A 15,422-nucleotide genomic window follows, 5' to 3' on the forward strand; every position below is an offset into this window, starting at 1 on the left:
GCCGATGATGAGGACTTTTTTATTATCTTTTGAAATTTTACGGCTTGCGATGGCGGGCGTTATGTTGGTACTGGAGTACAGATACGGGGTAAGCGCCGCAAACTCGCCCGCACAGGTATCTACTTCGTTGTATTCAAGGTCGATGCCCTGTCTGGCGCAGGCAAAATGGATGTCGTTTTGCGTAAGGCCCAGACTATCTTTTTTGTTGATCAAATTTGCGATCATCTTATCGCTAAAGCCCCAGCTCTTGGCCTGTCTCAAAAGCGCCGCGTCGTTGATGATCTCCATATCGATGCGCTCTTCAAATTTTACGATCTGCTCGATCTGGCCCAAAAACCAACGATCGATCTTGCTAAGCTCGTAAATTTGATCCACGCTCATACCCACTCTAAAGCCCTGAGCGATATATAAAATTCTATCTTGCTGCGCGTTGCGAAGCCCGAAGATGAGATCTTTTTCGCTTAAGCTTAGCTCTACAAATCCGAAGTAGCCCTTCTCCAGCGAGCACAGCGCCTTTTGAATGCTCTCTTTAAAGCTGCGCCCGATCGCCATCACCTCGCCGATGCTTTTCATCGCAGTGCCGAGATAGGGGTTTGCGCCGGGGAATTTCTCAAACGCAAAGCGCGGAATTTTAGTCACGATATAATCGATCACGGGCTCGAAGCTCGCGGGCGTGCCAGTGATGTCGTTTTTGATCTCATCCAGGCTAAAGCCCACCGCTAGCATCGTAGCGACCTTGGCGATCGGGTAGCCCGTGGCTTTGGACGCAAGAGCCGAACTGCGACTTACGCGCGGGTTCATCTCGATGACGATCATCCGCCCCGTTTGCGGATTTACCGCAAACTGCACGTTACTGCCGCCCGTATCTACGCCGATCTCGCGTAAAATTTTAAAACTCGCGTCGCGCATCCTTTGATACTCTTTATCGGTAAGCGTCAGAGCGGGCGCAACCGTGATGCTATCACCCGTATGCACCCCCATCGGGTCGAAATTTTCGATCGAGCAGACGATGATGCAGTTGTCCTTGTGATCGCGGATCACCTCCATTTCGAACTCTTTCCATCCAAGCAGGCTCTCTTCGATCAAAATTTCATTTATCGGGCTCACGTCTAGCCCGTTTTGCGCGACCTCTTTAAACTCGTCGATATTATACGCTACGCCGCTACCTGCGCCGCCTAGGGTATAGCTAGCGCGGATAATGAGTGGAAAGCCGATCTCATTTGCAGCAGCCATCGCCTCTTCGATATTGTAAGCGTATTTGGATTTGGGCAGATCCATTCCGATCTTAATCATCGCCTCTTTAAATTTTACCCTATCCTCGCCCTTTTTTATCGCTTCAGGCTTGGCGCCTAGAAATTTTACCCCCCCTAGCTCGCCGCTTTCGTAAGCCTGCATCGCGACGTTTAGCGCGACCTGTCCGCCCATCGTAGGTAGGATCGCATCGACGCCCTCGCGCTTTATGATACGCAAAATGCTCTCTTTGGTGATCGGCTCGATATAGGTAGCGTCGGCAAAATCGGGATCGGTCATAATGGTAGCGGGGTTTGAGTTTATTAGCACTACGCGGTATCCAAGGCTCTTTAACGTCTTGGCAGCCTGCGTGCCGCTGTAGTCAAACTCGCACGCCTGACCGATTACGATCGGACCGCTACCGATCAGCAAAATCGTCTTAATATCATCTCTTTTGGGCATCAATTTTCCTTTGTAACGACATACAAAAACGCCGGCATCTCGGAGCTCACGTAGGGCTCTACGACGGCGCTTTTGTATAACTTTCCGTTTTGAATCTCTTTAACTTTCCCTACCGGCACGCCGGCAAAAAAAATCCCGTCCTTGCCGCTGGTAAGTACCTCATCACCTACCTTGGGATCAAGCCATTGAGGGATGTATCTAACCACGAGCTCGTTATTCTCGCCGCCTGCTACGCCAGGAATTTGAGCATCTCCTATGAAAACGGAGAAATTACTCTTCTCGTCACGCTGTAAGATCGCAAGCGGGCGCCCATCTTTATTTACTAGAATTCCCGCGGTCTTGCCCTCACTGATGAGGCCGTAAATTTTGTTCGGATTAAAATTTTCAAAATTTACGAAGAATTTGTTGTAGTCGTTTAAATTTGCATAGCTTAGCGCCTTTACGAGCTGGACTTTGGGCTCATAAACAGAGCTGTTTTTGTCGATCAAAATTTTATTGAGCTCGCCTGCGAACGTGCTAAGCAGCATAGCAGATTTTTTCAGCTCGGCGTTTTCTTCTCGTAGAGCTTTGATCGTCTCTGCTTGGTTAAAATGCTCGTTTACAGCGCTTTTTACCCGATCGCTCACGCCGTAATAAACCTCTAAAATCCCTCCTGCAAATCCGATAAATTTGCCGTGGATATACGAGCCGAACGTTAACGAAACGGCTACTAGCAAAACCGCGACGAGGAGGAGTTTGAGATTAGTCATTTGCCGCTTGTTTTAGCGATTTGATCTCTTCTAGGGCTTTGCCGGTGCCGTTTGCGACGCACAGCAGCGGCTCATCCGCGACAAAAACCGGAAGCTTTACGGTGTCGCTTAGATACTTATCCAATCCGCGAATGAGCGCGCCGCCGCCCGTTAGCACGACGCCGTTTTCGACGATGTCGGCGGCGACTTCTGGCTGAATGCTCTCAAGGACAAATTTCAGCGCATCGGCAATCTCTCTGATCGAGTCTTTGATCGCCTCTCTAACGTCCTCGCTCGTAAGATCGACCGAGCTTAAAAGCCCGCTGATCTGGTCTTTTCCTTTGACCGTGTAGGTAAGATCTTTTTGCTGTTGCACCGCCGTACCGATCTTGATCTTAATCTCCTCGGCCGCACGCTCGGATATGAGTAGGCTATATTTTTCTTTGACGTAGTTAACGATGCTCGCGTCGATCTTATCACCTGCGACGCGAACGGATTTGGCGCTGATGATACCGCCCAAAGAGATAACGCCAATCTCGGTGGTACCGCCGCCGATATCCACGACCAGCGAGCCACGCGCTTCATTTACGGGAAGGCCCGCTCCGATCGCCGCAGCCATCGGCTCTTCGATTAGATAAACCTCTCGCGCGCCCGCTATCATTGCACTTTCTCGCACGGCTTTGCGCTCGACCTGGGTTAGTCCGTAAGGAACCGAGATGATGATGCGCGGACTTACGAAAAAACGGCGCTTGTGGGTCTTTTCGATAAAATACCTAATCATCTTCTCCGTCATGTCAAAATCCGCAATAACGCCGTCCTTCATCGGGCGCACCGCTTCGATGTCGCCCGGAGTGCGTCCGAGCATCTCTTTGGCTTCGGCGCCCACGGCGATGATTCTTTGCTTGCCGTAGCGTTCGTTTTGTACCGCGACGACGCTCGGTTCGTTGATGATGATGCCTTTATCTTTTAGTAGCACAAGCGTGTTTGCCGTGCCTAGATCAATACCCATATCCCTAGAAAATAATCCTAGAATCGAATCAAGTAACATTTATCCCCTTTATGCAGTTAAATTTTGTTTTACAAGTATCGGCTTAGAGACGCCGTCTACGACCTCTTTGGATATGATGACGTCATAGCCCTTAAGCTCAGGCAGATCAAACATAATATCGATCATAATCTCCTCGATTATGCTACGAAGTCCGCGTGCACCGGTTTTGCGCTTGATCGCAAGGCTCGCGACCTCCCTTAGCGCGTCGTCGTCAAATTTTAAATTTGCGCCGTCTATCGCAAAGAGCTTTTGATATTGCTTTAAGATCGCGTTTTTCGGCTCGGTTAAAATTCTAACCATCGCCTTTTCGTCGATCTCATTTAGCGTAGCCACTACGTGCAATCGCCCGATGAGCTCGGGGATTATGCCGTAATGCACCAGATCGTCGGCCTCGACCATGTTTAGTAAATTTAAACTCTCTTTTTTACTGCGCTTGGTTTGGTTAAACCCTAACACGTTCTGCCCGATGCGGCGGTTGATGATCTCGTTTAGCCCGTCGAACGCGCCGCCGCAGACGAACAAAATATTTGTCGTATCGATCTGGATGAAGTCCTGATTTGGATGCTTACGACCGCCCTTTGGAGGGATATTAACGACGCTTCCTTCGATGATCTTAAGAAGCGCTTGCTGCACCCCTTCGCCGCTTACGTCGCGCGTGATGCTGCGGTTTTCGCTCATTCGCGCGATCTTATCGATCTCATCTACGAATACGATACCGCGCTGCGCCTTCTCTACGTCGCCGTCCGCGGCCTGCAAAAGGCGGGTAAGGATGTTTTCTACGTCCTCGCCGACGTAGCCCGCTTCCGTTAGGCTCGTAGCATCACTAATAGCGATCGGCACGTCCAAAAATCGCGCTAAAGTCTGCGCCATAAGCGTCTTGCCGCTGCCGGTAGGGCCGATAAGCAAGATATTTGATTTTGAAATTTCGGTATCGTCGCCCTTCGCGTCGGTCTGCCTGAAAATTCTTTTATAGTGGTTGTAAACGCCGACGCTAAAAATTTTCTTAGCGCGCTCCTGGCCGATGACGTAGCGATTTAGCACCTCCATCAGCGCCTTTGGCTTGATAGCCTCGAAATCGATCTCTTTATTTTGATTTTGTACCGCCTCATTTTGACCCTCGCTGCCGTGGATAGCGGCATATGCCATATCGATACAATAGCTGCAGATAGCCGCCGTACCGTCGTCGTTAGGATATATACGACGCCCGTCCGCGCCCGTCTCACCGCAAAAACTGCACTTATTTGCCATTAAATTTTACCTTTATCTAGCGGAATTCCGCGTTTTGTGTTGATTATAAACTCGCACATCTTGCGCACGTTTTGATCACTCGTCTCGTTTAATAAAATTTGCGCCTGCTCCTTTAAGCCCCCGCCTTGGTTGAATAAAAATTTATACGCCCGATTTATCGTCTCGACCGTCTCTTTATCGAAGCGGCGGCGGATGCCCGTTAAATTTAGCCCGCGAATATAGGCGCGGTTGCCCTCGGCTAGACAAAACGGCACCACGTCCTGACTAAGCGCGCTAGCCCCTGCGATCATGCAACTCTCGCCGATTTGGACGAACTGATGCACGGGGGTAAGCCCGCCGATAACGGCATAATCGCCCATTACGACGTGACCTGCGAGCGTGGCGCTGTTGGCTAGGATTATGTTGCTTCCCAGCACGCAATCGTGCGCGATATGGCAATACGCCATCATAAATAGATTATCGCCGATGCGCGTAAATCCGTCGCCTTTATGCGAGCCAGAGCTGATCGTGCAAAACTCGTGAATCGTAGCGTTTTTGCCGATGATTAGCCCCGTGCGCTCGCCCTCTTCAAAGCTCATATCCTGCGGAATTTCACCCACGATAGCGTATGAAAAAATTTTAGAGCCCTCGCCGATTTGCGTATCGCCGATGATACGCGCACCCTGCTTGATCGTGCAGCCGTCGCCGATTTTAGCCTGCGCGCTTATGAAAGCATACGGCTCGATCGTTACTTCGGCTCCGATCTGCGCGCCATCCTCGATGATCGCCGTGTGGTGAACTTTAGCCATCATTTATCCATTATCATCGCTTGAAGTTCAGCCTGCGCAGCCAGTGTGGCGCCGTCGTTGATGTAGGCTTCGCCCTTTAGCACCCAGATGCGTCCGCGATGTTTGATTACGCTGATGCGATACTCAAGCTTGTCGCCGGGGCGAACCGGGTTTCTAAATTTAGCGTTGTCGATACTCATAAAATACACGACCTTGTCGCTTAGATCGACGCCGTCTTTCTCCATACTCTTAAACGCCAGCACGCCGCCCGCCTGCGCTAAGCCCTCGATTATCATTACGCCCGGATAGATCGGGTGGCCGGGGAAGTGGCCCTGAAAGATCTGCTCGTTGTAGGTTACGTTTTTATAGGCCTTGATACTTTCGCCTATGCTGAGCTCTTCGACGCGATCTATCAGCAAAAACGGAAAACGATGAGGTAGGATGGAGAGAATTTCGTTTATATCTATCATTGATCTGCCTTTTTTAGAAATTTTAGAATCTTATCAAATTCTTACTAAAATTTCCCTAACGTCTAAAAATATGCGCGAGAGCCCGTAAATTTGAACTTTGGCGGCTCTTATCTCGTCCGTGACGATGATCGGCGAGAGCGAGCCCGCAGCGCACAGGGCGGCGCGAGTTTTATTTTGACGCGCGAGACTCGGCGGGTTTTTTAGCATTTCGGATACGCTTTTGAAATTTGATCTTGAAATTTCGTTAAATTTCGCCAGGTTTAAAATTTTAATCTCGCCCTTGTCGTTGCAAAAAATTTCGCACTCCCGCTCTATGCTAAACTTCACGTTTTCGCGCATAAAATGCGAGCCAAATAGCACAAACGAGGGCACTACACACCCGTCAAATTTAATCCATGCGCGCAGCAGACGGTAGTTTAAAAACCGATCGCGCAGCACGCTAAATTTAACCCCTTTTCTTTCAAGCGAGCAAAGCTTTTTGTAAAATTTCAACTTCTCCTCTACCGAAGCGGGCAAGATTTGCCTATCGATCGGCGACATTAGCTCGTAAATTTCGGCATCTTGGGCTAAATTTTGCTTCAAATCCGCCGTCAAACTTCCGCCCGAATTTCGTTCAGCCCTTTGCTGATCATTCCGCTGCGCCGCAAGCGCGTAGATGCAGCCGCAGTAGTTTTGATGATAGAGCGCGTCTTTTTTCGCAAGCGCAAACTGCTCGTTCGTGCCGCCGTTTTTACGAAAATCGGGTGCGATAAACTCCAGTCCGCAGCGCTCACAAATACGCTGCAGCGAGGCGCAAAGCTGAGAGTGCGATTTTTTGGGACTCATAAGAAGAGTCGTGGTGATTTTACGCTCGCCCAAACTTAGCGCGAGCTCGGCCGTTTTTTGCATGCGAAAATCAAAGCAAAACTCGCAGCGCGCGCCTTTTTCGGGCTCGTTTTCAAGCCCGCGCGCGCCGTCTAGCCAGCCCTGAAAATCATACTCGCCCGGGATAAATTTAATCCCTAAATTCTCGCAAACCCGCTTTGCGTCGTGCATTCTAAGAACATATTCGCCGCAAGGGTGGATGTTGGGATCATAAAAATAGCCTATTAGCGGCTCTTGCGTGAGCTCTTTTAAGCGGCGCAAAAAATAATCGCAATCGACCGAGCAGCAGATGTGAACCAGCAAAATTTAACCCTTTGCACGAAATTTTTGGATATAATTTTACGCTATCAAAATTAATGAGCGGAAAAATGAAAAAATTTTTTATAAAACACTGGCGTAAGTTTGCTTACGGCTTGGGCGGATTTGCGCTATTTTACGTGCTCGCGGGCTTTTTCGGCGTGCCGCTTTTTATCGAAAAAGCGCTGCCTAAAATTTTAGAGGGCAGAGCAAGCTTTAGCGTGCAGGACGCCAAATTTAACCCCTTTACCTACGAGCTAAACGTTACCAAGCCGGAGCTTAGTACCTTTAAGCCGCTGTTTAGCGCGGATGAGATAAATCTAAAAATCGGTTTTTCAAAGCTTTTTAAAAAGACTCTCGCGGTAGAAATTTTACATCTTAAATCCCCTAAATTTCACGTCGAGCGCGAGCAAAACGGCACCTTCAATTTCGAGCCGCTACTTTCGGAGCAAAAGAGCGAAAGTAAAGATGAAAACTCCAGCTTCAACGTCACGCTGAATAATTTTAAGATCGAGCGCGGCTCTCTGGGCTACGTCGATAACTCCCTGAAAAAGCCGTTTTCGCTCATCTCGACCGAGCTAAATTATGAGATCAACGGACTAAATTTAAAGGACGAAACGATCGGCGAGCACGATTTAAGCGCCGTTTCGCGCACATACGACGCGCTGAGCTTCGATGGAGCCATCGACCTGGCGCCTCTTCGTCTACACGGCAAGGTAGATATCTCGCGGCTGAAAATTGATCCGTTTTGGCTATCATACCTCGATCCTAGCGGCGTTCGGTTTAAAAACGGCTTCCTTTCCGCCGAGCTGAATTACCGATTGAGCCTCGATGAAAATATAAAATTTGCGCTTGAAAACTCAAAGCTCGAGCTGCAAAGCCTAGAAATTTTGCAAGATCAAAATTTAATTTCTCTAGACTCGCTAAAAATCCCAAGCTTTAGCCTAAATACGGACGTTTCGAATGAAATTTCAGGCAAAGTGATGATTCCGCAAGTGCTAGTTTCGGGCGCAAAATACGATATGAACGAAACCAAAATTTCCACGGGCTTTGAGGGGGCGCGAATTGCAGATTTTGCACTGGATTTTAATAAAACGGGCGCGAACTTGCGGCTAAACTCCGCCGTAAAAAGCGTAGATCTAAACCGCTCAAGCTTTGCAAACCCGCTAATTTCGGTCGTTTCAAACGATACTAAAATCACCGAAAATTTTTTGAAATTTAACGCCGAAGGTAACGATACGGCCCTTCATACGGGCTTTGGTGCCTTTAGTATCGCGGATACGCAGATTACGCTCGCGCGCAGCGATAAAATTTCACTCGCTGCAACCGAGCTGAGCGCTTTTAGCTACGACAAAGAGGGCGCGCAAAACGGCGCAAGCCTGAAGTTTGCTAAAATTTCAAACTCCAAAATCGCAAACAAAAACGGAATTTTTAGCGGATTTGAAAGCTTCGGCGTGCAAGGGGTTAAATTTAACGTCGCGAATCTCGATCTGGGCGTGGATAAAATTTTACTAAACGAGCCGTTTTTCAACTCGGAGGTGGGCGTTAACGGCGCCAAAAGCATAAACGATCTGGCGATCTTAAGCGCGATCTCTAAAAATCCTGCAGGCTCTAAAAAAACGGTGAGCGCGGGCGATGCAAACCCTACGGATGCAAACTCTACGGCAAGCGGCGCAAATTCGGATTCTAAAAAGCCTGCCAAACGCCTCGCTTTAAAATTTAAGATCGGCGAGGCCTCCGTAACGGGCGCAAAGGCTAAGATTAGCGAGAGCTTTATCGTTAAAAACAACGTGCACGAGATCAAGGATTTCAGCGCCACACTAAGCGGGCTAAGCTCAAATTTCGCCGAGCCTTTCGGCATCAAAGCAAGCCTTATCGCGGGCGAAATCACCGCTAACGCGGACGGCAAGGCTAGCATCGCGCCGCTTAACGTAGGCGTGAACTTTAGCCTAAAGGCGCCGAACTTGGGCGTCTTTAACAAATATATGGCGGAATTTATCACGGGCTCCATCGCGGGCGAGCTTGCTACGCAAGGGCAGCTGAAGCTTTCAAACACATTCTCGCTCGAAGCGAAGCTATCGGGCAAGGGCTTGGCGTTAAGCTCGGGCAGGGATAAAATTTTCTCCCTTGCGTCGCTGAATGTCGCGCAAATCGCACTAAGCCCAAACTCTCTCACGCTAAACAAGATCGCTCTTGGCTCGCCCGCAGCAAATATCTCGCTAAATAAAGACAGGCGTTTAAATTTGCTCTCGCTGATAAAGCCCGCCGCACAGGCAAAACAGGCCGCAAAGCCTGCCGAAGCTGCGCCTAGCAGACCCGCGAAAAGCAAGGCAAACTTTGCGTGGAGCGTAAAAAATATCTCGCTTAGCGGCGGCAGTTTAAATTTTACCGACGAGAGCCTAGCGGCGCCCTTTAAACTGCGCATCAGCGATATGAAAGCAAGCATCAGCGAGATCAGTCCGAAGCGAGCGGCGGATATCAAGCTTAGCTCGCTCGTAAGCGGAAGCGGGCTAGCGAGCATCACGGCGCGCGCCTATCCGCTGGATTTTAAACGAAAAAGCGATATAAACGTCGTTTTAAAGGAGATTCCGCTTGTGCCCGCATCGCCCTATACCGCCAAGTATATCGGCAATAAAATCGCGGGTGGCAAGTTAAATTTAAAACTTGCCTACAAAATCGACGATGGCAAGCTAAACGCAAGCAACGATCTAAATTTAGACCGCTTCGAGCTCGGCAAAGAGGTGCAGAGCAAGGATGCGCTGAGTCTTCCGATCGGTCTAGTCGTATCGATCCTAAAGGACAGCGACGATCAGATCGATATTAGCCTGCCTCTAAGCGGCACGCTGAGCGATCCGAAATTTAGCTACGGCGCGCTGGTTTGGGGCGCGGTCAAAAAGCTACTCTCCGACATCGTGTTAAGCCCGTTTAGATTTATGGGAAAGATCGCGGGCGTAGATACGAAAAAGCTCGAAAGTATCGATTTTGAGGCGGCAAGTAGTGAAATTTTAATAAGCGAAAACTCTAAAATCGATGATTTGGCCAAGGTCGCAAAAGCCAAGCCTGAACTCAAGATCATTCTAAACTCTGCGTATAACGAAAAGCTCGATACTCACGAGTTTAAAAGGCGCTCGCTGCAAAATACCCTCACGCTGATGTCTAATAAACAAGGTCTCTCCACGGATGAAGCCATAGCGGCGCTTAAGGTCAAATACGGCATCAAAGCTAGCGGCGATGAGGCGATGGAGGAGCTGATAGGGGCGCAGAAATTTACCCGTTCGCGTCTTGATGAGTTAGCCCTTGCCAGGGCGACTGCCGTGCAAGCGGCACTCGTGCAGCGCGGCGTAAGCGCCTCTCGCATAGAGATCAAAAAACCAAGCGAAGCCGAGCTCAAACAAAACAGCTTCATCCCGCTAAATCTCGGCGTAGAGAGGTAGTGTAAGCAAAATTTGGCTATACTAAGCGGACTAAATTTAAAGGAACGGCGATGATAAATATAGGAATTCACGGCGGAAGCGGCAGAATGGGCACGATGATCTACGAATGCCTGAAAAATTTCGATCAGGCGCGAGCAAGCGTAATCTACACGATTGCGCCGCTTGATTATACGCCCAGCTGCGCCGTAACGAGCAGCTACGACGAGCTTTTTAGCGGCTGCGACGTCGTGATAGACTTCACGATCCGAGACGGCGCAATAAATTTAATGGAATTTGCGCTTTCGCATCCAAAGCCGCTTTGCATCGGCACAACGGCTCTGGGCGATGAGGGCGAGCGGCTACTGCGCGAATGCAGCGCAAAAATGCCCGTACTACACGCTACGAATATGAGCCTGGGCGTTGCGGTGCTAAACAAACTCGTAGCGCTTGCCAGTAGGAGCCTGCGCGATTTTGACTGCGAAATTTTAGAGATGCACCACCGCCACAAAAAAGACGCCCCGAGCGGCACGGCGATGAGCCTTGCGGAAAGCGCCGCGAGCGCGCGCGAGCTAAGCTTAAAAGACGTGCGCGTAAGTGGTCGCGACGGGCTCATCGGCGAGCGCGGCAAGGACGAGATCGCCGTGATGTCGCTGCGCGGAGGCGATATAGTCGGGCGCCACACGGTGGGATTTTACGGAGATGGCGAATTTATCGAGCTAAATCATACGGCAACTTCGCGCGCGACCTTTGCTAGAGGCGCGATAAGGGTCGCAGTTTGGCTAGCGCCCCAAAATAGCGGGCTTTACGGCATAGACGACTGCTTAGGAATCTAGACCTTTGCGGCTAAATTTAAGAGGAAAAAATGCCAACCAAAGATGAAATTTTAAATTTTTTGCGCGAGCTAAAGCCCGAGCTTGAAAGCTTTGGAATTTACAAAGTCGGACTATTTGGTAGCTACGCCAAAGGCGGAGCGAATATCGCCGAGAGGTTTAAAATTTCAGCCGATCTATTTGATGAGGCGCCGGCAACATGACGGACGGCAAGCCGTCAATGATAAAACAAAATATAGATAAATTTCTAAAAAATAAAATTTAAGAGGTTAGAAAATGTGCGCAATCGTGGGAGTCATAAATTCCGAAGGTGCGGCTAAAACCGCGTATTACGGGCTTTTTGCCATGCAGCACCGCGGCCAGGAGGCAAGCGGTATCAGCTCGAGCTTCAACCATCATATCAAAACGATCAAAGCCACAGGGCTCGTGACGGAGGTTTTTAGCCCCGCAAGCTTTGAAATTTTAAAGGGCAACATCGCGATCGGTCACAACCGCTACGGCACCGCGGGTGCAGATAGCCTAAAGGACGCGCAGCCCGTTGCGGGCAATTACGCTCTTGGGGAGATCTCTATCGTTCATAACGGAAATTTGATCAACAAAGACGAAATTCGCCGTAAGCTCGTAAGCGAGGGTGCGATTTTTCAGTCCGGTATGGACACCGAAAATATACTGCACCTCATCGCCCGTAGCAAGCAGGAGCATCTAAAAGACCGCATCGTCGAAGCTCTGAATCAGTGCGTGGGCGCGTACTCGCTTCTGATTTTAAGCCGCTCGAAGATGTTTGCCGTGCGCGATCGCTACGGCGTGCGTCCGCTCAGCATCGGCAGGCTTAAAGACGGCGGCTACATCGTCGCGAGCGAGACTTGCGCGTTTGATCTCGTAGGAGCCGAGTTCGTCCGCGACGTAAAGCCCGGCGAGATGGTGATCTTCGAAGAGGGCAAGGATGAGTTTAGCTCGCTTGAAATTTTAAAAGCCGCGGAGGCTAGAATTTGCGCATTTGAATACATCTACTTCGCGCGCCCCGACAGCGTCGTAGAGGGCAAAAACGTATACGAGGTCAGAAAAAAGCTGGGCGCGGCGCTCGCGCGAAAATGTAAAGAGCTAAAAGCCGATTTCGTCGTGCCCGTGCCCGATAGCGGCGTGCCGGCGGCGCTTGGTTTCGCGCAAGAGAGCAAAATCCCCTTTGAGATGGCAATCGTGCGCAACCACTACATCGGCCGCACCTTCATCGAGCCAACGCAAGAGGTGCGAAATTTAAAGGTTAAACTCAAGCTAAATCCGATCGGCGCGGCACTGCACGGTAAGAGTGTCGCGGTGATCGACGACAGCATTGTGCGCGGCACTACGAGCAAAAAGATAGTCGAGCTTCTGCGCCATGCGGGCGCAGCGCGCGTGCATATGTGCATCGCAAGCCCCGAGCTAAAGTATCCCGAGCGCTACGGCATCGACACGCCGAGCGTGCGCGAGCTGATCGCTGCAAATATGAGCACGGATGAAATTTGCAAATTTATAGGCGCCGACAGCCTCACGTTTCTTAGCGTACCGGAGCTCGTAGAGGCGCTTGGAAGCGAGCGCAAGTACTCGCTCGTAAGCTTCGACGGCGACTATTTCATCAAAGATTAGCAAATTTAAAGGAGCAAACTATGACAAAATTTAAAATTAAGCGCGTCTATGAGAGCGCGGAGGAAGAGGATGGTTTTCGCGTGCTTTGCGATAGGCTGTGGCCGCGTGGCATAAAAAAAGACACGCTGGAGCTTGATATGTGGGCAAAGGACATAACGCCTAGCACCGAAATACGCAAGCTTTTCGCGCATAAGCCTGAGAATTTCGCCCATTTTAAGGAGCTTTACCTAGCTGAGCTTGAGCAAAATCCTGCCGTGGCCGAATTTTTGAAAAAGGTTAAAAACGAGCCGGTCGTCACGCTACTATACGCCGCAAAGGACGAGCACTGCAACCATGCGATGATTCTGCGTGATTTTCTGCAAAGCAAGATGCACTAAAATTTTGCGCTCAAAGCGCACCGCTCGCTGTATTTTAAAGCAAATGTAAAATCGCCTCGCTCACCAAAATCCACTCGTAAAACCGATGTGCGAGGCGTAAAATTCAGCGAAGAGGCTTAAGCGGAGTGCTTTTAAAGCCTTGCCAGGCGCGATTTGAGATAAATTTTCATCCGGATGTACACTTTGCAAATGAGCATAAAACAAACGCTAAATTTTGCGTCAGAGCTTTAAAAAACGCAAAATTTTATAAAAAGCGAATAAAATTTCAAGGAAAATAACTCGATTTAATATATGCAAATTTAGAATTTCATCTATTTTTTAGCGCTATTTTTCATATCATAAGCTAGGAATTTAAAAAGTAGACTTAATATAAATTCGCAACAAATCAAATTAGTTTATTACACGCAGCATTTTTAAATTTCATTTAAGGATTTGCCGCTAACATTGCTCGTAATTTTTTACAAGGAGAAACAATGGCAATAAGTGCTAGAAATCAGCTTCACGTCGTAATCAGCGACGTAAAAACAGGTGCGGTAAATTCGCTAATCACAGCTAAAACCAGAGGCGGCGACGTGCTAAAAGCAACCGTGACAGTTGATTCTGAAAAAACTTTGGATTTAAAAGCAGGCAAAGAGGCGGTATTTTTATTCAAAGCCCCAAACGTCATCATTTCAAAGGGAGAAAATGATCTTCGCCTAAGTGCTGCAAATCAACTAAAAGGCAAAATCACCGCCGTTAAAGAGGGCGCAATCAATGCTGAAATCTATGTCAGAACCGCAGGCGGTGAGAATCTAAGCGCGATCGTCACAAACGGCTCCGTTAAAAATTTGGCGCTAGCAGTCGGCGACGAAGTAACCGCGATCATAAAAGCTACTCAAATCATCGTCGGCGTAAAATAATCCTGCATTGTGCGAACCGATGTGCACGCTTTAAACATCGCAAAATAAAGGAGCGAAATTTTATAAATTCTGCTCCTTCCTCAAAAATCTTTTTTGATAAATCAAATTTCGTAGCAGCTCAAATAGCGCCGCAAGCGGTCTTTTCTCTCATGCGCGCAGATACACCCCGCGCGACATCCAGCCCCAATCACACCAAGAGCGGTCTTACCCTATTTTACCGCAGTGCGCGTTTCGCGCAGGCTTTGCATCCATTCATCGCGCAAGCCCCACTAGCACGAGATATCTATGAAACGCGGGCTCCTCTTCACTCTGCCCGCTCGCTTATAACGATGTACTTTCATATTTTGCGCGCTCGCGATGCGCCGCCGCTTTGCGCAGTAGCGATCGATCCTCGCGCAGATGTCCGCACCGAGAGTGAGCCGATCCGGATCAAAGCGACACGCGCTAACCGCGCCCGCCGATAGATAGCAGCACGGACAGATCATCGAACCGATCGGCTCGTTAAAAGGCGTAGATTCCGCGGATAAAATCACTCTCGTAAAATTTCGGCTCGTAGCTGCGGGTAGCGGGCATTTTACTTTGCTAAATTTGATACTCGCCGGGGCTTAGTTCGCCTCGTAAAAGTTTGCCGAAGCGTGCGACCGCGGCATCTACGGCATCGTCGCTAAACTCGCCGGGCTCAAACCCGCCGCTGATAAACGGCACGGCAAACTCCATCCCGCAGTAGTTTGCCGCAATCTTAAGCGGCGTTAAAATTTCATCCATGCTAAAGCCGATCGCACCTTGTTTGGAGTACTCGCTAAGCGGCGTACTAGCACTTAGCGCAAGCTGCAGGACCTTGCCCTTAAGCGCGCCGGAGCCCACCAGCTCGTGCGAAAAGACGATGTCGATATAGGCTTTTAGCATAGGCGGCACGTTTAGCCAGTACAGCGGGTACAAAAATACGATGTGATCTGCGCCGCGTAGCGCGTCTTGCTCTGCGCGGGCGTCGATGCGCGTAGTATCGGTGCCGTAAAGTCCCTCCAAATGGCGTACCTCTACGCCGGCAGCGCTCTTTACGACCTGCGATAGAGCTTTGTTCACGCGCGAGGCGGCGAAATTAGGATGCGATAAGATCACGAGCGTTTTCATGTTATTTCCTTTGTTAAAATTTTGAAAAATTATAT

Annotated in this window: 14 protein-coding genes; 6 read left to right on the plus strand and 8 right to left on the minus strand. The window is 49.5% G+C overall.

All coding sequences use genetic code 11. From position 1 onward, the window contains the following. The 7 genes from carB to Q0620_RS02005 all read right to left on the minus strand — a co-directional run. Positions 1 to 1,692: carbamoyl-phosphate synthase large subunit (gene carB, locus Q0620_RS01975; protein WP_298782998.1), on the minus strand; the 1,692-nt coding region annotated here is incomplete at its 3' end. After that, on the minus strand, positions 1,692 to 2,441 hold the full coding sequence (gene mreC / locus Q0620_RS01980; protein WP_297997769.1) for a rod shape-determining protein MreC: 750 nt from the start codon (positions 2,439 to 2,441) through the stop codon (positions 1,692 to 1,694). The genes carB and mreC, both read right to left, overlap by 1 nt. Beyond that, positions 2,434 to 3,468 (minus strand): rod shape-determining protein, encoded by a 1,035-nt coding sequence (locus Q0620_RS01985; protein WP_005869818.1) that lies wholly within the window; start codon positions 3,466 to 3,468, stop codon positions 2,434 to 2,436. The genes mreC and Q0620_RS01985 overlap by 8 nt, the downstream gene beginning before the upstream one ends. Positions 3,469 to 3,477: 9 nt before the next feature. Then, positions 3,478 to 4,716 (minus strand): ATP-dependent protease ATP-binding subunit ClpX, encoded by a 1,239-nt coding sequence (clpX, locus tag Q0620_RS01990; RefSeq protein ID WP_297880234.1) that lies wholly within the window; start codon positions 4,714 to 4,716, stop codon positions 3,478 to 3,480. Next, positions 4,716 to 5,504, minus strand: coding sequence for an acyl-ACP--UDP-N-acetylglucosamine O-acyltransferase (gene lpxA / locus Q0620_RS01995; RefSeq protein ID WP_298782999.1), 789 nt, complete (start codon positions 5,502 to 5,504; stop codon positions 4,716 to 4,718). The genes clpX and lpxA overlap by 1 nt, the downstream gene beginning before the upstream one ends. After that, entirely contained in the window at positions 5,504 to 5,953 is a 450-nt protein-coding gene (gene fabZ / locus Q0620_RS02000; protein WP_295152775.1) for a 3-hydroxyacyl-ACP dehydratase FabZ, read from the minus strand. Before fabZ ends, lpxA begins: the two co-directional genes overlap by 1 nt. Before the next feature lie 33 nt (positions 5,954 to 5,986). After that, the gene (locus Q0620_RS02005; protein WP_298783000.1) at positions 5,987 to 7,120 is read right to left on the minus strand and encodes an epoxyqueuosine reductase QueH; all 1,134 of its coding nucleotides are present in this window, start codon (positions 7,118 to 7,120) and stop codon (positions 5,987 to 5,989) included. A gap of 65 nt (positions 7,121 to 7,185) precedes the next feature. Between Q0620_RS02005 and Q0620_RS02010 the strand changes: the two genes are divergently transcribed. The 6 genes from Q0620_RS02010 (at position 7,186) to Q0620_RS02035 (ending at position 14,256) form a co-directional block, all read left to right on the plus strand. Next, a complete protein-coding gene (locus Q0620_RS02010; RefSeq protein WP_298783001.1) occupies positions 7,186 to 10,548 on the plus strand; it encodes a DUF748 domain-containing protein in 3,363 nt (1,120 codons plus the stop codon). Between the two features lie 50 nt (positions 10,549 to 10,598). Continuing rightward, positions 10,599 to 11,360 carry a 4-hydroxy-tetrahydrodipicolinate reductase gene (dapB, locus tag Q0620_RS02015; RefSeq protein WP_298783002.1) on the plus strand — a complete coding sequence of 254 codons (762 nt, stop codon included), beginning with the start codon at positions 10,599 to 10,601 and terminating at the stop codon, positions 11,358 to 11,360. Positions 11,361 to 11,389: 29 nt separating this feature from the next. Further along, positions 11,390 to 11,560 (plus strand): nucleotidyltransferase domain-containing protein, encoded by a 171-nt coding sequence (locus Q0620_RS02020; RefSeq protein ID WP_297950239.1) that lies wholly within the window; start codon positions 11,390 to 11,392, stop codon positions 11,558 to 11,560. Positions 11,561 to 11,633: 73 nt separating this feature from the next. Beyond that, entirely contained in the window at positions 11,634 to 12,980 is a 1,347-nt protein-coding gene (purF, locus tag Q0620_RS02025) for an amidophosphoribosyltransferase (protein WP_298783003.1), read from the plus strand. A gap of 20 nt (positions 12,981 to 13,000) precedes the next feature. Then, positions 13,001 to 13,357 carry a DUF488 family protein gene (locus Q0620_RS02030; RefSeq protein ID WP_298783004.1) on the plus strand — a complete coding sequence of 119 codons (357 nt, stop codon included), beginning with the start codon at positions 13,001 to 13,003 and terminating at the stop codon, positions 13,355 to 13,357. 473 nt (positions 13,358 to 13,830) lie between these two features. After that, positions 13,831 to 14,256 carry a TOBE domain-containing protein gene (locus Q0620_RS02035; RefSeq protein WP_298783005.1) on the plus strand — a complete coding sequence of 142 codons (426 nt, stop codon included), beginning with the start codon at positions 13,831 to 13,833 and terminating at the stop codon, positions 14,254 to 14,256. A gap of 582 nt (positions 14,257 to 14,838) precedes the next feature. Here the strand turns inward: Q0620_RS02035 and Q0620_RS02040 are convergent. After that, positions 14,839 to 15,422: NAD(P)H-dependent oxidoreductase (locus Q0620_RS02040; RefSeq protein ID WP_298783006.1), on the minus strand; the 584-nt coding region annotated here is incomplete at its 5' end.

Origin of the sequence: uncultured Campylobacter sp. (genome assembly GCF_938017615.1) — a bacterium.
Classification (GTDB): domain Bacteria; phylum Campylobacterota; class Campylobacteria; order Campylobacterales; family Campylobacteraceae; genus Campylobacter_B.